The sequence below is a fragment of the Bacillus sp. sid0103 genome (assembly GCF_019219025.1).
In genome coordinates, this window is the sequence record NZ_JAHUWN010000014.1 from 1 (window position 1) to 17916 (window position 17916).

Below are 17916 nucleotides of genomic sequence, written 5' to 3' on the forward strand. Positions count from 1 at the left end.
GATCATTTTGGAAATCACCTACATACATTTAATATCATTAATTATAAATTAAAAAGGCAGTTGAAAGTTCAATTCAATTGAAACTTTCAACTGCCTAATTTAGATATTGGACTTTTTCAGTGCCCTCGTATTGAACAGGGGTCATCTTTTTTAAGCTCCATTGGTATCTATAGTTATTGTAAAAGATCATATATTGCTTTATTTCACGCTTTAGTTCTTCTAAATTCGCACATGGCTTAATAGAGGCTTCATCCTTAAAATGACCAAAGAATGATTCCTGTGGAGCGTTATCCCAACAGTTTCCTCGTCTTGACATAGATTGACGTAGTCCAAGCTTTTTCACTAATTTTTGAAAGTCAGGGTGTGTATAGTGAGTACCTTGATCGGAGTGAATCAATGCATCCTCTGCTTTTCTAAAGTTTCGATTCTTTTTTAACTTAAGAAGGGTGTCTGTAGCTAAATCCATCGTGATACGGTCTGACACATGATAGGCCACGATTTCATTAGTAGAGCTATCTTTAATTGTCGATAAGTAGGCCTTCTGGCCCTGGCCGTAAAATAAATATGTAATATCAGTTAAGAGGACTTTGCCTGGGACTTCCTGCTTAAATTGTTGGTTCAATAGATTCGGCACAACTCGATGTTCCTGTGTGGCTTTCATCATACGTCTATATGGATTTGCCTTCCGAATGGGGCAGATAATGGCGTACTTCTTCATAATTCTTCGAATCAGCTTCAAATTGTACTTAACATTAAATTGACCCGCCAAAGTCATTTTGATTTGACGTGCCCCTTTTTTACGGCCCTTAAAATGAAAGGCTTTCAATATTATTTCTTTTACGATTTCGTCCTGTTCATCTTTTTGTTTTCTTCGTTCTTGAGATTTTGCAGAGAAATAATTATAGTAGCCAGAACGTGAGACTCCAGCGACATCACATAAATAGCTCACCATATTTTTCAATTCGTACTTCTCAATAACGGAACGAATAAGGATAAACTTTTGGTCAGCTGATAAAGTTATTTCTTTTTCTTCAGCCCCCTTTCTGCAAATCGTATCTTTTTTAAAAGTTCATTTTCTGCCTTTAATAAATTATGTTGAGCTTCTAATCTTGCGTATTTCTCTTCTAGTGTAAGTTCTCTTTCAGAAGGTCTTCCTGATTTTTCAGTTCTAGTATCACGCAGCCCAGATACTCCATTTTCTCGGTAGGCTGCACGCCATCTTTTGCCCGATGATCTAACTCGGTCAATTCCAATAACATCTATATCGAATCCATATTCCTCAAATATCTGTCTTGGAAACTTTCCCTTATCATTTTCTTCCATAAAAATATGCTTAAATTCATCAGTGTAAGTAATCCCCTTTGGACTAACTGACTTAACAAAAGGGTTCTTTGAAAGTAACTTAATCTCTTTCTCTGTAAATACTTTTTTACTCATTTCGGGCTATTCCCCAATCCCCATTTTTTCTTAATTATACAAAAAAGTACCCTATAGGTAGACTTTTTTTAAGTGTCTACTCTATAGGGTACATTTTACACTAGGATGAGGCTTTTTATTTTTCTCTAATAAACAGGAACTCGTCATCATCATGGAGAATTAATAAAAAATCAAATGTCTTTGTGACAAAAATCATCGAAACACGTCTAAAATAGGCATAAATTTAATATAGTAAGATTTTGTTTTACTCTGTTTGACCAAATATACACTCCGGGGGTATAGTATAAATAAGAGGGTGATTAATATGAAAGAACAGCTTAAATTGGATATTACTGGAATGACATGTGCCGCCTGTTCAACACGAATTGAAAAAGTTCTTAATAAAATGGACAGTGTAGAAGCAAATGTCAATTTGGCAATGGAAAGTGCAGCTATTTCTTTCGATTCGGAGCATGTATCAAGTAATGATATTATTACTAGAATAGAAAAGCTTGGTTATGGAGTACGATTTGATGAAGTGGGACAAAAACAACAATATAAAGAAGAGGAATTGAGACAGAAAAAAAGGAAGTTTCTACTCTCAGTGATTCTGACGATTCCACTTTTATATACGATGCTTGCTCATATTCCAATTGATCTAGGGTTGCCAATGCCCCATTTATTCATGAATCCATGGTTTCAATTTCTCATGGTAACCCCGGTGCAATTTTATATAGGCGGGCAGTTTTATGTTGGTGCTTTCAAGGCATTGAAAAATAAAAGCGCGAATATGGATGTACTAGTGACCTTAGGAACTTCAGCGGCCTATTTTTATAGCCTAGCTGAAGGGGTGAAAACAATTGGAAATCACGCCTATATGCCGCATCTATATTTTGAAACCAGTGCTGTGCTGATTACCTTAATTCTTTTGGGGAAATTATTTGAAACAATGGCAAAAGGGAAAACCACTATCGCCATTTCAAAACTGCTGAGTCTTCAAGTAAAAGAAGCAACAGTCATTAGAAACGGGAAGGAGTTTCAACTTCCAATTGAAGAAGTAAGGGTTGCTGATCTCTTACTAGTCAAACCTGGGGAAAAAATTCCGGTTGATGGCGTTGTAACATTAGGCCAGTCTTCTGTAGATGAGTCGATGATTACTGGTGAGTCTATCCCTGTTGAGAAATCAGTTGGGGATCAAGTTATTGGTTCAACGATGAATAAAAATGGAACCTTAACGATTAAAGCCGTGAAAGTGGGTAAAGACACGGCACTTGCCGGGATCATAAAGATTGTTGAAGAAGCACAAGGCAGCAAGGCTCCTATTCAGCGTGTTGCTGATACAATTTCTGGATATTTTGTCCCGGTTGTGGTCGTCATCTCTTTGTTGACATTTTTGCTTTGGTATTTCTTTGTTCATCCGGGTGAGTTTTCTGCTGCATTAGAAACAGCGATAGCTGTTTTAGTGATTGCATGCCCTTGTGCACTTGGCCTTGCAACTCCGACATCGATTATGGTCGGGACAGGGAAGGGCGCTGAAATGGGAATTCTGTTTAAAGGTGGAGAACATTTAGAATTAGCCCATAAAATCAATGCTATCATCCTCGATAAAACAGGCACTATTACAAAGGGACAACCAATAGTCACAGATTTTATTGCCTACGAAGAGGAGAAAAAAGTACTTCAATATCTTGTATCAGCTGAGAAGTCTTCAGAACATCCACTTGCAGAAGCGATTGTAAAATATGGGGTTGAAAAAAGAACTAGTACGCTTCCTGTCAAACGGTTTAAAGCTGTACCTGGCTATGGGATTGAAGCGAAAATTGGCGATGATGAAATATTCGTAGGCACCCGTAAGCTGATGAAGCTAAAAAATATTTCTAGCGTCAAAGGAGAACAAGAACTGACTCGTTTAGAAAACGAAGGAAAAACCGCCATGTTTATTGCGATTAATTCTGATATAATCGGTCTGGTTGCTGTTGCTGATACGGTCAAAGAAACAGCAAAATTGGCCGTTCAGCAATTACACGATCTCGGTATTGAAGTGTTTATGCTAACAGGTGATAATGAACGGACCGCAAAGGCAATCGCTCATCAAGTAGGTATAAACCATGTCATTGCAGAAGTCCTGCCAGAGGAAAAGGCTAATCATGTGAAACAATTACAACAAAGAGGTCTAAAAGTGGCTATGGTGGGTGATGGAATAAATGATGCCCCAGCACTTGCGGTTGCCGATATCGGGATTGCCATTGGTACAGGAACAGACGTAGCAATTGAAGCTGCCGATATTACGATTCTTGGCGGAGAACTAACTTTGATTCCAAAAGCCATAAGGTTAAGTAAAAAAACAATGCAAAATATACGTCAAAACCTTTTCTGGGCGCTTGTATATAATTCAGGAGGAATTCCGATTGCCGCTCTAGGTTTATTAGTCCCTTGGGTTGCAGGTGCAGCCATGGCATTTAGTTCAGTTTCAGTCGTGTCAAACTCCCTTCGCTTGAAGAGAGTTAATATCTAATTAAAAAGCGAGGTAATCGTCATGGAGAAAACAACATTACAGGTTACAGGAATGACATGCGGACATTGCGAAAAAGCAGTCAAAAATGCCCTTCTCAGTGTAAAAGGCGTAAGCGAAGTAAATGTTTCATTAAAAGATGGTAAGGTTGAGGTAGGTCATGATTCAAGTAAAGCCTCAATTAAGAAACTAAAAGAAGCCGTCGAAGATCAAGGATATGATGTAGAATAAAAACAAAAGGCACTTACCAATTGGTAGGTGCCTTTTTGTTGTGAAATCAATTCACTGTGATATTTATTTATTTCATTAACTTTTCTTTGTTAATTTTATGTGAAAGATGTTATTCTAATCACTAAGGGTTGATTTTTTAGTGTTTGATTATTAATGCTGAAAATTTGAAAAACCACCTAGGAATTGCAAATGGCAGTCAACTAGATCATTTCTAATTTTTATGGTGAATGAAAGTGGTGAAGGCTTTGGAAGATGAGAAAATTGGACAAGAAAAAGTGGAAGATACCAATACTGGACAAGAGCAAGTAGAAAACAAAACGGGATACATACGATTAAAAAAGTTTCATTTTATCATGCTGTTGTTTATGGTTGTGTTTCTTTCTGCGGGAATTACAACATTTGCGCTTGCATTTGGAGATGAAAAGGTAGTTACAGTTGGAACCGAAAGACAAGAATTTACTAAACTCTATGAAGCGTTTGATACTTTAAAGAGTGGTTATTACAAGGAAATCGATCAAAAAAAGGTTATTAATGGTGCTATAAACGGTATGGTGGAGTCGCTGGATGACCCCTATTCAGATTATATGACGAATGAAGAAGCTGAGAGCTTTCATGGCAGTATTTCTTCTTCATTTGAAGGTATTGGAGCCGAAATTCAGGAAAAGGACGGGCATATCGTGATTGTTTCTCCGATCAAGGGCTCTCCTGCTGAAAAAGCTGGCTTAAAGCCAAATGACATGATCCTGTCTGTGAATGGAAAGAGTCTCCAGGGCATGAATTCAACTCAAGCGGTTACCCTGATTCGAGGCAAGAAGGGTACCAAAGTAGAGTTGTCTGTACAACGTCCTGGATCAGATGCTCCAATGTCAGTCCCTATTATTCGTGATGAAATTCCGATTGAAACCGTTTATGGTGAAATGGTTGGTGACGGCATTGCTAAGGTTCAAATTACAAGTTTTTCAAGCAATACAGCAAAGGAACTAGTGGAAAAACTTAATGAATTAAATGGTAAAGGAATGAAGGGGCTTGTATTAGATTTGCGCCAAAATCCAGGTGGTCTTTTAGATCAGGCTATCTCTATTTCAAGCATGTTCGTTCCAAAAGGAAAACTGATCTTAAAAGTTGAAGATCGAAACGGAAAGATCAAGGAGTATCCTTCTCAAAATGAAGGAAACCCAAATCTTCCTTTGGTTGTTTTAATTGATAAGGGTAGTGCTAGTGCATCTGAAATTCTGGCTGGCGCTGTAAAAGAATCAGCAGGTGTAAAACTTGTGGGCGAAAAGTCATTTGGGAAAGGAACAGTTCAAACTGCTTCAGACTTTAAGGATGGTTCAAATCTTAAGTTTACAACCGCAAAATGGCTAACACCAAATGGCAATTGGATCCATAAAAAAGGTATAAACCCAGATGTGGCAGTGGCCTTACCTGACTATGCAACCTTAACTATTATTGATCCAGATAAAGAACTTAAACAATCTAGTTCGGGCACAGAAGTGCAAACAGCACAGAAAATGTTAAAAGCGGTTGGATATGACCCAGGCCGTACAGACGGATTTTTTGACAAAAAGACAAAAGTAGCCGTTACAGCATTCCAAAAAGCACAAAAGCTCCCAGCCACTGGAATTTTAAAAGGCGATTCTACCATGAAACTAATGGAATTATTAAGAGATAAAATTAAAAACAATGATACACAATTGCAAGAGGCGATCAAAGTCTTAAAGGGAACAATGAAATAAACAAAACCGACCCGACTCCCTTAGAGTTGGGTTCATTTTTTGAGATCGTCATCAATGATCAATAGAAAGGGAGATGAAAAATGAAAAAAGCTGAGGTTTATATTTTATCTGGTTTTTTAGGGAGTGGGAAAACTAGCCTTCTCAAACGATTGTTAGCGGATGAACATCGAACGGGAAGAAAAACAGCTGTCATGATGAATGAATTAGGGAAGGTCTCTATTGATTCTGATGTTGTAGATGATGAAGGTGTTACCTTAAAAGAGCTTCTGGGTGGATGTATTTGCTGTTCCATACAGGACAAGCTGGAAGCGCAATTACAAGGTCTATTGGTAGTGGAAAAACCTGAAGTGATCTATATCGAAACGACCGGTGCTGCCCACCCTGTGGAGGTTTTAGATGCGATCCTATCGCCATTATTTGCAGATAAATTAAACATTAAGGGAATTATCACAACAGTTGACGGCACAAGGTGGATGGATCGAAAATCATTAAATCCGCAGCTTCAGCAATTAATCCTAGAACAGGTAAGACATGCAGACTTCATCCTTGTAAATAAAATGAATGAATTAAAAGAGAATGAGCAATCAAAGATTACTTTCGAAATTCAGTCCATTAATCCAAATGCAAGATGTCTTTTGACTAATTTTTCACAAGTTGCAATTGAACAGTTGCGAAGTCTTTCTGTTTCTTTAGAGAAGGCTGCTCAGCCTGCCCATTTAAATTTAACGACCTTTGTATACCGATTTAATGCAGCCATTAGCCAAACAGAATTTGAAGATTTTTTGAAAAAACTACCGGACACTATTTACCGTATTAAAGGTTATCTAAAGTTCGACTATTCGCACCTTCCTTATTTATTTCAATTTTCTTATGGAATGCCGATATATTTGAAAGAGGACATGAATATGCCATTAAACCTTGTATTTATCGGTGAGGATATTGATTGGAATGGGATCAAAATAGAACTAGAAAATCTTGAAAATAACAAAAATACAAGGATTGAATGAATGATAATTTCCTCTTCAGGTAACTCTTTTAATGTAGCAAAGTTTATTTCTAAAAGGAGGATGCTATGAAGAGGGTAATTATTTTTTTTGTATGTATTCATATCCTCCTATACGGTCAAGGAGTTAAAGCTGCATCAACCATTAGTTATAAAATTGAGATGTTAAACTGGAAAGACGTTAATCAAATCCTCCCTAAGTACACAAAATTTACAGTTATGGACGTAGAAACGGGTAAAAAGTTTAAAGTACAAAGACGTGCGGGGAGCCACCATGCTGACGTACAACCTTTAACCTCAAAAGACACAAAGATTATGAAAAGAATATATGGGGGCAAATGGAGCTGGAAACGCCGGGCCATTATTGTCATTCATAAGGACCAGTGGATAGCAGGTTCCATGCATGGGATGCCTCATGGTGCTGGAGCACTCCAGAATAACTTTCCTGGACACTTTTGTATCCATTTTTATGGAAGTACTACCCATCGAACCAATTCAATGGACTTATCACATATGCTCATGGTGTTGAAAGCTTCTGGGCAATTAAATCGGTATTTAGGAAAAGCGAATCCGTATGAAGTCATAAATGCCTATATTGCAGGATTTAAACAGCAAGATCGCAGAATTACATCAGAAGCCTCGCTGCAAAAAATTAACTGGAAGCCCATTTTAGAGGATGTAGATAATATTAGCATTTCTCGGATGGAACTCTTACCAGCAGAGGATTTAAAAGAAGAAATTAGTTTGGATGTACCCGTTGAAATCGACTGGTTTATAAAAAATAGAGGTCGACAAACCTTTAGGGGAAATATTCATTTGATCAGATTTTCACCAATTGACGCTTGGAAAGTGGATTCAAAGGATTTTCTTAAGCAAAATGAACTTCAATAAAAAAACCCAGCAAAAAACAAAAACATCCTCACTATTGGACACTCCAATAAAGGATGTTTTTGTTTGGAAAGTGCTATAAGGGTTGTTCGCCAAATTTTATAAAGGTACGCTCATCCTCCACTAAACCGCAAGCACCGCATTGTACCCGATATTCAGGGCCGTTATAGGGGAGATGGAAGGGTTCTAATTCGTTTTCAGCATACTCTTTGATGACGTCACCTGATTGCGGGTCGAGCTTAACAGAATGAGAAACTTGTTGAATCACATTAAAGCGGCTTCGATTCGTCTTGCAATTTGGACATTTATAAGGTGTAGACATATAAGCTTGCTCCTTCCATGGATATGTTAACCTTTATTTTTTGCAAAAAGGGGAGGAAATATGTAACAATGCAAGTGAAGACAAAAGGAGGGGATTTTTTTTGTCTAAAGAAAAGGCTTCCATTGATCATTTATTAGAAGAATATCGGATGATTTGGAATAATCGTTTACTAGATACCAAGGGTAAAAGCAGTGAGGTCACTTTGCGAGAAGCGATAAAAAGAGAGCTCCTTGATGAAAATTCACACCCGAGGATCAGGAAAAGCAAATTTGAGAAATATTATTCTGCAATCAAAAGAGTGAGTGATTCAACAATTTCGCATGAAGCCAAGGTACAGTTAATAAAAATTCATAATGAAGTGATGGAAGAATGAAGTTAGGAGAGAGGAATTTTGAAAAGGTTTACCGTTTTTTTAGTAATGGTTCTTTGTTTAAGTATCGTTGTCTCGTGTAATAAACAAGATCAAAGTGACAATCTACCGCAAATGGTTGAAGTAGACTTGTCCATTAAACCAAATCCCAGTGAAGTAAATAAGCCGGTTACATTTGAGGCGAAGGTTACTCAGGGAAATGATAAGGTAAACGATGCAGAGGTTATTTTTGAGATATGGCGTGCTAAGGATCCAAACCATGAAAAGGTTGAAATTAAACATACAGAAAATGGAATCTATCGGATGGAAAAATCATTCACTCAAGAAGGAACGTATTATATCATTTCACACGTTACAGCAAGAGATATGCATAATATGCCTAAAGAAGAATTTGTTGTTGGGAGTCCGAGTGAACCGGAGGATGCAAATGCAAAGAGCTCAATGGATGACATGAACATGGATGATACGAAGGAATAACATTACTGACATTGACAAAAAGGACAGCAATTTGCTGTCCTTTGTACTTAACACCTTTTTCTGAATAGTAATTAAATTTCGGTAACATCAATCTGAGAATATTGCATGTCAATATTTTTAGGAATTTTGACTTCAAGGATGCCATCTTTGAAGGTAGCTGTTGCGCCCTTCTTTTTCACAATGGCAGGCAGAGTTATTGTATGTTTATCTTCATGCTGAGGGAGATGCTCTACAATTAGTTGATTGGAGGTATGATAGATCCGAAGTTGTTTTACCCACTCCTCTTTATTTATTAAAATTCTAACATAAACAAAATCATGTGTTTCGAAAGCAGTTGAATGTAAACGATCGTTCGAGGAAACTGGTGTGGATACCGACGGTTGGAATCCCTGGAACATCTCCTGAGGATTGATTCCAGCTTTCATGTTTCCAGGCATAATTTTACCTATTATATCCTGAACATAATGATTGATTTCTTCAGGCTTCATTTTTGCCATCTTATCCTTGATGTTTTTATCAAATGGGAATAGGTTCCACGGGAACAATGATCTCATCCTTTCCTCCTTACTTAGATATTTGTATCCTATGCTAACATTTGCCCATTCGTTATTAAAACCTAAGTTCCTGACAAGCGGTCTATCCTTTTAAACTTTATTCAAGAAAGTAAAAATTGCGTATAAACATCTCTAGTTAACATATAGTTAAGAAAGATATTCTAAACATAGAGAGGTAATGATTTGTGAAAAAGAAAACGGCTTTGATTACGGGAGGAGCAACTGGTATTGGCAAAAAAACGGCTTTATATCTTGCGGAGAATGGTTATCAACTTGCCATTAACTATCGTAATAGCAAAACAGAAGCAATTTCTTTAGCAAACCAATTGACAGAATGCTTTGGAACCAAAAACATTGCTGTTCAAGGAGATGTAGCAACCAAGGAGGATTGTATCCGCATTGTTAATGAAACACTTTCGACTTTCCATACAGTGGACGTTTTAGTACATAATGCAGGTCCATATATTCATGAACGAAAAAAACTGGCAGACTATTCTTTCGAAGAATGGAACTATATCGTACAAGGGAATTTAAGTGCGGTTTTTTATTTAACAAAATTAGTTATTCCTCCGATGCGAAAGCAAAAATGGGGGAGAATTATTACGTTTGGATATGATCGAGTTGAAACTGCACCAGGTTGGATATTTCGGTCAGCCTTTGCTGCAGCGAAGACTGGTTTGGCCTCACTTACAAGGACCATTGCGATCGAGGAAGCCGAAAACGGGATTACTGCGAATATGGTTTGCCCAGGTGATATAATCAACCAATGGAAAGAGAGTAATATCGAGGAGGCAATGGGTGTGATTGGAAATGCTCCTATCGGCAGGCATGGAACAGGAGAGGATATTGCCAGAGTCATTGCTTTCCTAGCTGACGAGAAGTCTGATTTTATAACAGGAAGTATTATTCCTGTTACTGGGGGAACGGATGTATTAGGAAAGGTAAATAAGAATTAGTATAATTTTTTGAACTATTTGATTTTCATGAATGGAAATAGCTCTTTTTGTGGACAATAGATACCAATCATCTATGAAAGGAGCAAAGAAAATGAGTTTTAATATGAACAGAATTAACCCTAATCAAACCCAGATATTTTTTCATGATGGCCGCTTTGAAACATTAACAAATGAGGAACTAGATGAATTTTTGCTCCAAATGGGTCTTAATGACGTGAATGAAACGATTCAACAGAACATAACGGAATAATATTTCTTAAAAAATGTTAAACAAAAAGCAATCGGACATGGCCGATTGCTTCTTTATGCTTCTAACAATTGTGAATCGTCGGATTGAGCAGCACCATTTCGCATGAGGTAGAAGGTGTACTGATCTTTTGGTATCTCATATAAATCATACACATCACCATTTGCGTTCAGTTGATCATATATAGATTTTCTCGTTTCATTTGCTATTATTACATAAGGAAGTTTTTCCGCTGCTTTGATTGAGCGTATATTAACCTTGCGTATTCTCATAAAGACTGTTTCAATGCCTAATTCATAGAAAAGTTCCTGAAAAAAGGCATCCTTAGCCGGACTATTATATCCTTTTCCATGAAAAGGCTTGCCAAGCCAAGTTCCTAAAAACCCAGCGTTATCCTCTATATCAAAAAGATTGATAGTACCAATAGGCGCACCCCATTCATCCAGAATGGTTCGTGATATTAATTCACCGCGTTCTTCGGCTTCAATGGTTTGTTTTGTCATAAATAAGAATTCTTCATAGGAATCAGCTTTTTGGCGCACAAAAGGGAAGACATCAGGGTGGGTCATTAATTCGTACAATGTGTGGCTGTCATGAAGATCACGTTTTTTAAGCATGAATATCCCTCCATTAGGGCATTCCGATCCCATGTCAAAAGAAACGGCCCACCCTCGAAATTTTTTATAATTTTACTAAAAAATTTCGGGGTGGGAATCGAACCCACTAGAACCAGTAAAACTGGTGGCGCACCATTTGCCTTCCCTATTTCATTTTTTTGTTAACCAGAATATGCTTATAAACCCCCAAAGACTTTCAGGTTTTTATTGGTTTCACTTAGAGTATAATACAAGAAAATAGATAAAAAATAAATAGGTTTTTTGTGGATTTTTCGATAATATTTTTTACCAAATTTCAGCAAAATTCTATGTTTCTTGATAGACCATTTCGCCGCCGATTATCGTCCATTTTGGCTTAGCCAAGTAATGGAAAGGATGGTGACTCCATAGGACTAAATCTGCTTCCTTACCTTCCTCAATACTTCCAACTTGAGTGTCTATTTTTAAATTTTTAGCTGGCAGTATCGTAATTCCCTCAAGGGCTTTTTGTTCTGGTAATCCCTCACGGACAGCTAGGCTCGCACAAATATTTAAGTATTGGATTGGTGTATAGGGATGATCGGTGGTAATCGATACTTCGACACCATGATTAGTCAATTCCTGATAGGTTTTCCAGGTTTTATTTTTCAGTTCGACTTTTGACCTTCGCGTTAAGGTAGGACCAACCGATACCTTTAAATCGATCCCTGATAATTCACTGGCGATTAGGTGACCCTCTGTGCAGTGCTCAATTCGTAAATCAAGATTAAATTCTTCCGCGAATCGTAGCGCTGAAATAATATCATCAGCACGATGGGCATGAATTCTAACTGGAATTTCTCTTTTGATGGCCATGACGATCGGAGCTATCCTAGGAAGGTCTGGATTATCGGCATGGATAGCTTGGTAGAAGGCTTCCCTAAGCATTCCCATAATGCCCATCCGGGTAATGGAATCATTGTTGCCGTGGCTATGAATTCTTTTTGGATTTTCCCCTAAAGCAATTTTTAAACCTGAGACCTCTCGTCTAATCATTTTTTTAATATTTCTGCCGGTAGTTTTGATCACGGAAGTGGTTCCTCCAATAACATTGGCACTACCTGGCATAACATTAGCTGTGGTAATCCCGCTTTTAACAGCATCAGTGAAGGCTGGGTCCAACGGATATACTCCATCAATTGCACGAATATGGGGCGTGAGCGCTTCAGCCGTTTCATTGGCATCATTCCCGGCCCAGCCTGTTCCTTCATCATAAAGGCCTAAATGGGTATGAACATCTATGAAGCCAGGAAACAGAAATAAATTCCCACAATCGATGATTTTTACAGTTAAATCAGTCTTTAGATTTTTTCCAATTTTAAGGATTTTCCCGCCTTCAATTAACACATCCCCATATGGGATGGGCTCAGATGTAATTGGATAAACCGTGGCATTTTTTAAAAGTATTTTTGTCATAAAAAAACCTTTCTTCACGTTGATAATAGTTATTTTATCAATTTTAACAATTTAGGTGCCTAGGGAATAGTGTATCCGGATAAATTTTTTCAATAAAAATAATGAACCTTTTTTCAAATGGTATGAGTAATTAGAGCAGGAGTCATCACAAAGTCGTTTCATTTTGTAAATAAAATGAGAAGGACTATAATGACAAATGAATAATGTAAACAATGAAAGGGCGGGGCAAGATGGAAAATCAAGTCGGTTTGGTACTAGAAGGTGGAGGAATGCGTGGTGTTTACACGGCCGGTATCCTTGAATACTTTTTAGAATCTCAATTATTTTTTCCTTATGTAATCGGGGTTTCTGCAGGTGCATGTAATGCTGCCTCCTATTTGTCAAAGCAAAAAGGAAGAAATAAAACCGTTACGATTGAATATGCTTCTGACCCAAGATATATTTCATGGAAAAATTATTTCCGGAATCGGCAATTTTTTGGGATGGATTTTATTTTTGACGAAATTCCAAATAAACATGTTCCCTACCATTATGATGTTTTTTACAATAGTCCGACAGAATTTGTCGTAGGGGCCACGGATTGTCTGACAGGTAAGCCTGTGTATTACAAAAAGAAAGATTATGGGAATGACCTGTTAACCGTATTACGTGCATCGAGCTCCTTACCGTTTATTGCACCTGAAGTTCGTTTTAAAGATAAAGTACTACTTGATGGTGGAATTAGCGACCCCATACCAATCAAGAAAGCTCAGCAGGATGGGTTTACCAAAAATATCGTGATTCTAACAAGAAACAAAGGGTATATGAAAAAGCCTTCAAAGTTACATTTTCTCGTCGATCGAAAATACCCTGGATATAAAGGCTTGCAACATTCCCTTAGGAATCGATACCAAATCTATAATGAAACGGTCGAATATCTTAATAAGGAAGAGGAAACAGGAAATGTTTTAATTATCCGTCCCACCAAGCCCTTAAAGGTCGGTAGAATGGAACGGAATCCGGGAAGGCTTGAAGAACTATACAATCAAGGGTACGAGGATGCGAGATCAGCCATGTCATCGATCCTTACCTATATTAACGATTAAGAGAAGGGACCTACAAGTCTCTTCTTTTTTTTTTGGGGGATGTTAAAGCTTATTGTTGATTTTGGCACCCTGTTGATTGGAGGGGAAGGCGGGAAGACTCCTAAGGGATGTGGCTCCCCGAACCGCCCGCGCCTAGAACTGAAATCAACAGGCAAGTTTAACAAAACGTATTTATTTAATCAAAATCTCCTATCATTTTTTTAGTTACTATTAAATAAACTAAGTAGAGAGGAATTGATAAGGAGTTTTCCAGATGAAAATAAATGAATATTACCGGGATACAGCTAATTTGAACTTAAATGGTAGTATTACTGCATTAATTCCAGCAATCCTAATCGTCGCTGGTAACCTTTCTATTTTTAAAACGAAAGATATCATGTTTTTTACAATCCCATTTCTTATCTATAGCTTAGTTAGTTTTCAATTCTATCTTTTCAGAAGGAGGCAATCGATTTCAATTGCCAGAAGTATGGGGAATTCCAAGGGTGGCAGTATGTCGTTATTTGACGCACGACATTTACTGGTATTGTATTTGAACACGAACGCATCAAAACTACTATTCTATTTTCCTAACGGGCATATGGCTGGAATGATAAAAAGGTACCGAGGCAAAGGGTTAAAAAAGTTAGCCATTACAAAGATGTATGCACTCTATAATATCGATAACCAAGCAATCGGTTATTTTAAGGTTAGTGGCAGAAAAGTGATAAAAATTGAGGTATTTAATCAAAGGAAGCAGTACCTGGGCTGTTTTGAAAGAAGAAAACAAAATTGGAGATCACTTAAAAAGGAATTACTAGATTCGAAAGGCAGGTTAATTGGTGCTGTTGAAGGGGCAGCAGTCTTTATGGATGAGCGATTAATAAATCAACATCACCATCAGGACGCAAGGCTTAGGCGCGGCTGGATGCCAATTGATTGGAGTTCTTTGTTTCCAGAACCCAATACGCCCGTACTCACCCTGAGAGAGACTTTATCAGAACAAGACAAACTCCTTCGAATGTCATTCTTGGTTAATGAGTATTTTATCGAAAGATAGAAGCTTGGACAGTTTCCCTTACGAACATTGTTTGATATGATAAATAACATACTTATATCATGGTGTGGGGGTATTACGATGCAAGTCAAATTAATTAAAGGTCATGGTTCGGGAAATGACTTTATCATCATTGATGAAATGTCAAATGGATATGTCTTTTCGGAACATGAACGAGCGGAACTCGCAAAATTGTTATGTAATCGTCAGTCTGAATTAGGTGCTGATGGAATCCTATTCGTTATGAATAGTAAAAATGCCGATGGTAGAATGCGCGTTTTTAACTCTGACGGTTCAGAGGCCTCAATGTGTGGAAATGGACTACGGCTCGTGGCGAGATATGTATGTGAGCATCTTGGGCAAAATAAAGCCGTGATTGAAACGATGAAAACAAATTTACAGGTAAGGAAACAAAACGACCTGCTGCCAAATATCCATACCTACCAGGTGGAAATTTCCCCGGTTTTATTTGAATTAAAAGCTCTCCCTTTAAATTTAAATAAACCAACCTTATTTAATGAAAAAATCGAAGAACTTTCAGCAGATTTAAGGTTTACAGCACTTGCTGTTCCTAATCCACATTTAATTGCCATTGTTGAAGCGGAACAGCTGGAAGGCGATCTTCAAAAACAGTTAAGTGAAAAAGTAAATGGCCCAAATCATCTATTCCCTGACGGTGTGAATGTAAGCTTTGTTAAGTATCTGCAGCCAGGTTCAATTTATGTAAGAACGTTTGAGCGTGGTGTTGGTTTTACGAATGCTTGTGGGACAGCAATGTCAGCTTCCACACTTGTTACTTGTTTACAGGAATTAAATAAATTTGAAAATGTTATAAATGTTTATAATAATGGTGGAAAAGTACAATGTGTTGTACATGAAATTGAAAGAAAATATACAATTGACTTAATTGGCAATGCTACTTACCTTTACAGTGCCACCATTAATGTTGACCTAGAGAACAAGGCATTTACAGTTTCAGCGAAAACGGAACTGTCTGAACAGTCTTCGTATGAGCTGTTACAAAATGAGGCACAAAAATACGTTGAAACTCAAATAAAAGGATAGGGCTATCCCTATCCTTTTTTATTCGGCCCTCTTTTTAACACCTCCAATACGGGACCAAACGGTTGGATAGATTTTGTTTGAAAATAATTCGAAAAGGGATCCCTTTGCTGACGAATTCTTTTTAGAGCATTTTCCATGTTAAATGATGAGAGCACCAGATTTTCATTTACTTCATCCCAATCTATGGGAGTGGCGACACCAGCATGTTCATTTCCTCGCATGGAATAGGGGGCAACAATCGTTTTCCCTTCGCTATGCTGCACATAGTCAACATATAGCCTGTTTCCGCGATTTTTCTTCATTCGTTCAATTGTGAAGGAGTCCGGATCCTTTGAAATCAAATATTCAGCGATAAAACTTGTAAATAACCTAGTATCATCATAAGTAAATTCATTTTCTGGTAAAGGCAGGTAGATTTGAAGTCCTTTGTTTCCAGAGGTTTTAATGAACCCTATTAAATTTAATTGATCGAGGACTTCTTTAATGAGCAGGGCTGCTTTAATTGCCAATTGAAAGTGGTCCTTGGAGGGCGGATCTAAATCAAAAACAATCTCACTTGGTCCTTTGCTATGAATGGTCTGGAAGGGAATATGAAACTCTATCGCTAATTGATTGCCAAGCCAAACGAGCGTTTTTAAATTATTGCAGAGGATATAGTCAATCCCCTCGTCTGGATGTGTTTGTATAAATTCTGGCGCATAATCAGGACAGTTTTTTTGATAAAACGCTTCGCCAAACATTCCATGTGGATAGCGAATGACGGTTAACAACCGGTCTTTTAAAAATGGCAGCATATAAGGTGATATTTCTCGCAAGTACAGGATATAGTCTGCCTTCCGGATTGCAAGGTTTTCCCATAAAGGTTTTTCAGGATGACTTATATCTAAGCCTTCAGGCAGGTTTTTTTGTGCAAAGATAAAACGATCATATGTACAAGATGCTGGCTCTAAATCAAAGCGAAATCGGTCAAAATGAGGCTCACGAAGCTGGTTTTCATAAAGCTCTAAATACTTTACCTCTAAACATATGGCGGGTTGCACAATTATAAGATGCCCCTCTTCACGGAGCATATTTTGTTTAATCGTTTGCTGAAGTGCTTGCTTTTCCTCTGGTTTAAAACCGAAAAGGACCTGACCAATTGGCTGGATTTTGTTATCCTTATAAACACTTACGTAAAAATAACCATTCGTTTTATCATAGGCGTTAATAAAACAGCTTACATACTTCCAATTTTTATACTTTAACCATTTTAAAGAGCGTTTTCCTTCTTCCCATAGACTATTTTTATGTTTTGCAATAATACCTTCCCCGTCAGATAAAACTACCTTCTCCCAAAGCGAATTAAATTCGTCATTTGCCTGAACAAGTTGAACGAGTTGATCATTATAGGGATCAGCTTCTAACTCGAAACCGATTTTTTCGAACAGTTTAATGAGTTCGTTTTTACGTTTATGAAAAACAAGTGAATGAAGTGGTTTTCCTGAACACATCAGGATGTCAAACACCATTAGTCGACAAGGGGATATATCCGCCTGTTCGCGAATCTTTTTTTTCGATCTTAGTCGTCCTCGAACCTGGATCATCGAGAAATTAGCTTTATGTGTGTTTTCTAATGAAACTAGTTCACCATCTAATAGTAAGGGTAAAAAAGATTTAAATTGTTTTTCGTGTTTTAATAAAAATTCCTCTATCTCAGGAAATTGGGGGAGAAGAGATTTTTCGTTCCTGCTAATAAGATCAATTCCTCGAGAATTCCATACTAAAAGGGCACGAAATCCGTCATATTTTACTTCGTATAGCCAATCGGGATGAACAGGAATATCAAAGGTAAGACTTGGCAGCATCGGCTTCATGGATAAATTGTCCCTTTCTTTTTCATTTATTTTGTTTAATAAACCTCAGATTCATTCTTTTCCAAATGTTTTTAGGAATGCGAATGTCTTGGTACCGCAAAATAAAAGTAAAAA

At 37.5% G+C, this 17916-nt stretch carries 18 protein-coding genes and 1 pseudogene; 13 read left to right on the plus strand and 6 right to left on the minus strand.

The features are described 5' to 3' along the window. Positions 1–94: 94 nt before the first annotated feature. Positions 95–1437 (minus strand): IS3 family transposase gene (locus KW850_RS16135; protein ID WP_256358289.1). Its coding sequence is split into 2 segments (ribosomal slippage): positions 95–1050 and positions 1050–1437, totalling 1344 coding nucleotides; the frame shifts between segments, so codons are not numbered across the junction. 310 nt (positions 1438–1747) lie between these two features. On the opposite strand from KW850_RS16135, the pseudogene KW850_RS16140 reads away from it, so the two are divergent. The 5 genes and pseudogenes from KW850_RS16140 to KW850_RS16160 form a co-directional block, all read left to right on the plus strand. Further along, a pseudogene (locus KW850_RS16140) lies at positions 1748–3931 on the plus strand (heavy metal translocating P-type ATPase); the annotation flags it as partial. A 21-nt stretch (positions 3932–3952) separates the two neighbouring features. Continuing rightward, positions 3953–4159 (plus strand): copper chaperone CopZ, encoded by a 207-nt coding sequence (gene copZ / locus KW850_RS16145; RefSeq protein WP_218348616.1) that lies wholly within the window; start codon positions 3953–3955, stop codon positions 4157–4159. A 275-nt stretch (positions 4160–4434) separates the two neighbouring features. Continuing rightward, complete coding sequence (locus KW850_RS16150) at positions 4435–5895, plus strand: lmo1851 family serine protease (protein WP_483862185.1); 1461 nt, start codon at positions 4435–4437, stop codon at positions 5893–5895. An 80-nt stretch (positions 5896–5975) separates the two neighbouring features. Beyond that, complete coding sequence (locus tag KW850_RS16155; protein ID WP_218348618.1) at positions 5976–6902, plus strand: CobW family GTP-binding protein; 927 nt, start codon at positions 5976–5978, stop codon at positions 6900–6902. Positions 6903–6967: 65 nt separating this feature from the next. Next, positions 6968–7789, plus strand: coding sequence for a hypothetical protein (locus tag KW850_RS16160; protein WP_218348619.1), 822 nt, complete (start codon positions 6968–6970; stop codon positions 7787–7789). Positions 7790–7862: 73 nt separating this feature from the next. On the opposite strand, the gene KW850_RS16165 is transcribed toward KW850_RS16160, so the two are convergent. Continuing rightward, positions 7863–8108: a DNA alkylation repair protein gene (locus tag KW850_RS16165; protein WP_218348620.1), complete on the minus strand. Its 246-nt coding sequence runs from the start codon at positions 8106–8108 to the stop codon at positions 7863–7865. A 100-nt stretch (positions 8109–8208) separates the two neighbouring features. On the opposite strand from KW850_RS16165, the gene KW850_RS16170 reads away from it, so the two are divergent. Both KW850_RS16170 and KW850_RS16175 read left to right on the plus strand, forming a co-directional pair. After that, complete coding sequence (locus tag KW850_RS16170; protein WP_256358290.1) at positions 8209–8481, plus strand: hypothetical protein; 273 nt, start codon at positions 8209–8211, stop codon at positions 8479–8481. 18 nt (positions 8482–8499) lie between these two features. Then, entirely contained in the window at positions 8500–8955 is a 456-nt protein-coding gene (locus KW850_RS16175; protein WP_256358291.1) for a FixH family protein, read from the plus strand. Between the two features lie 71 nt (positions 8956–9026). Here KW850_RS16175 and KW850_RS16180 read toward each other — a convergent pair whose 3' ends face one another. Beyond that, positions 9027–9509 carry an Hsp20/alpha crystallin family protein gene (locus tag KW850_RS16180; protein ID WP_308128816.1) on the minus strand — a complete coding sequence of 161 codons (483 nt, stop codon included), beginning with the start codon at positions 9507–9509 and terminating at the stop codon, positions 9027–9029. Positions 9510–9694: 185 nt separating this feature from the next. Between KW850_RS16180 and KW850_RS16185 the strand changes: the two genes are divergently transcribed. Together KW850_RS16185 and KW850_RS16190 are read left to right on the plus strand one after the other, a co-directional pair. Then, on the plus strand, positions 9695–10465 hold the full coding sequence (locus KW850_RS16185; protein ID WP_218348621.1) for an SDR family oxidoreductase: 771 nt from the start codon (positions 9695–9697) through the stop codon (positions 10463–10465). Positions 10466–10556: 91 nt separating this feature from the next. After that, the gene (locus tag KW850_RS16190; RefSeq protein ID WP_218348622.1) at positions 10557–10715 is read left to right on the plus strand and encodes a hypothetical protein; all 159 of its coding nucleotides are present in this window, start codon (positions 10557–10559) and stop codon (positions 10713–10715) included. Between the two features lie 53 nt (positions 10716–10768). Here KW850_RS16190 and KW850_RS16195 read toward each other — a convergent pair whose 3' ends face one another. Both KW850_RS16195 and KW850_RS16200 read right to left on the minus strand, forming a co-directional pair. After that, positions 10769–11329 carry a GNAT family N-acetyltransferase gene (locus tag KW850_RS16195; protein ID WP_218348623.1) on the minus strand — a complete coding sequence of 187 codons (561 nt, stop codon included), beginning with the start codon at positions 11327–11329 and terminating at the stop codon, positions 10769–10771. Positions 11330–11635: 306 nt separating this feature from the next. Beyond that, positions 11636–12763: an amidohydrolase gene (locus tag KW850_RS16200; RefSeq protein WP_218348624.1), complete on the minus strand. Its 1128-nt coding sequence runs from the start codon at positions 12761–12763 to the stop codon at positions 11636–11638. Positions 12764–12993: 230 nt separating this feature from the next. Here KW850_RS16200 and KW850_RS16205 point away from each other — a divergent pair, with 230 nt between their 5' ends. The 4 genes from KW850_RS16205 (at position 12994) to dapF (ending at position 15949) form a co-directional block, all read left to right on the plus strand. Further along, positions 12994–13848 (plus strand): patatin-like phospholipase family protein, encoded by an 855-nt coding sequence (locus KW850_RS16205; protein WP_218348625.1) that lies wholly within the window; start codon positions 12994–12996, stop codon positions 13846–13848. 39 nt (positions 13849–13887) lie between these two features. Then, complete coding sequence (locus tag KW850_RS16210; protein WP_218348626.1) at positions 13888–14052, plus strand: hypothetical protein; 165 nt, start codon at positions 13888–13890, stop codon at positions 14050–14052. A 49-nt stretch (positions 14053–14101) separates the two neighbouring features. Then, positions 14102–14887, plus strand: coding sequence for a hypothetical protein (locus KW850_RS16215; RefSeq protein WP_218348627.1), 786 nt, complete (start codon positions 14102–14104; stop codon positions 14885–14887). A 78-nt stretch (positions 14888–14965) separates the two neighbouring features. Then, a complete protein-coding gene (dapF, locus tag KW850_RS16220; RefSeq protein WP_218348628.1) occupies positions 14966–15949 on the plus strand; it encodes a diaminopimelate epimerase in 984 nt (327 codons plus the stop codon). An 8-nt stretch (positions 15950–15957) separates the two neighbouring features. Here the strand turns inward: dapF and KW850_RS16225 are convergent, their stop codons facing one another. Continuing rightward, on the minus strand, positions 15958–17802 hold the full coding sequence (locus tag KW850_RS16225) for a DNA ligase D (protein WP_218348629.1): 1845 nt from the start codon (positions 17800–17802) through the stop codon (positions 15958–15960). Positions 17803–17916: the final 114 nt, after the last annotated feature.

What these genes read in the sequence shown, in the direction of transcription:
- copZ (WP_218348616.1), top strand. Translation starts at nt 3,953, where the DNA reads ATGGAGAAAACAACATTACAGGTTACAGGAATGACATGCGGACATTGC.
- KW850_RS16155 (WP_218348618.1), top strand. Translation starts at nt 5,976, where the DNA reads ATGAAAAAAGCTGAGGTTTATATTTTATCTGGTTTTTTAGGGAGTGGG.
- KW850_RS16160 (WP_218348619.1), top strand. Translation starts at nt 6,968, where the DNA reads ATGAAGAGGGTAATTATTTTTTTTGTATGTATTCATATCCTCCTATAC.
- KW850_RS16165 (WP_218348620.1), bottom strand. Translation starts at nt 8,108, where the DNA reads ATGTCTACACCTTATAAATGTCCAAATTGCAAGACGAATCGAAGCCGC.
- KW850_RS16180 (WP_308128816.1), bottom strand. Translation starts at nt 9,509, where the DNA reads ATGAGATCATTGTTCCCGTGGAACCTATTCCCATTTGATAAAAACATC.
- KW850_RS16190 (WP_218348622.1), top strand. Translation starts at nt 10,557, where the DNA reads ATGAGTTTTAATATGAACAGAATTAACCCTAATCAAACCCAGATATTT.
- KW850_RS16195 (WP_218348623.1), bottom strand. Translation starts at nt 11,329, where the DNA reads ATGCTTAAAAAACGTGATCTTCATGACAGCCACACATTGTACGAATTA.
- KW850_RS16200 (WP_218348624.1), bottom strand. Translation starts at nt 12,763, where the DNA reads ATGACAAAAATACTTTTAAAAAATGCCACGGTTTATCCAATTACATCT.
- KW850_RS16205 (WP_218348625.1), top strand. Translation starts at nt 12,994, where the DNA reads ATGGAAAATCAAGTCGGTTTGGTACTAGAAGGTGGAGGAATGCGTGGT.
- KW850_RS16210 (WP_218348626.1), top strand. Translation starts at nt 13,888, where the DNA reads ATGTTAAAGCTTATTGTTGATTTTGGCACCCTGTTGATTGGAGGGGAA.
- KW850_RS16215 (WP_218348627.1), top strand. Translation starts at nt 14,102, where the DNA reads ATGAAAATAAATGAATATTACCGGGATACAGCTAATTTGAACTTAAAT.
- dapF (WP_218348628.1), top strand. Translation starts at nt 14,966, where the DNA reads ATGCAAGTCAAATTAATTAAAGGTCATGGTTCGGGAAATGACTTTATC.
- KW850_RS16225 (WP_218348629.1), bottom strand. Translation starts at nt 17,802, where the DNA reads ATGAAGCCGATGCTGCCAAGTCTTACCTTTGATATTCCTGTTCATCCC.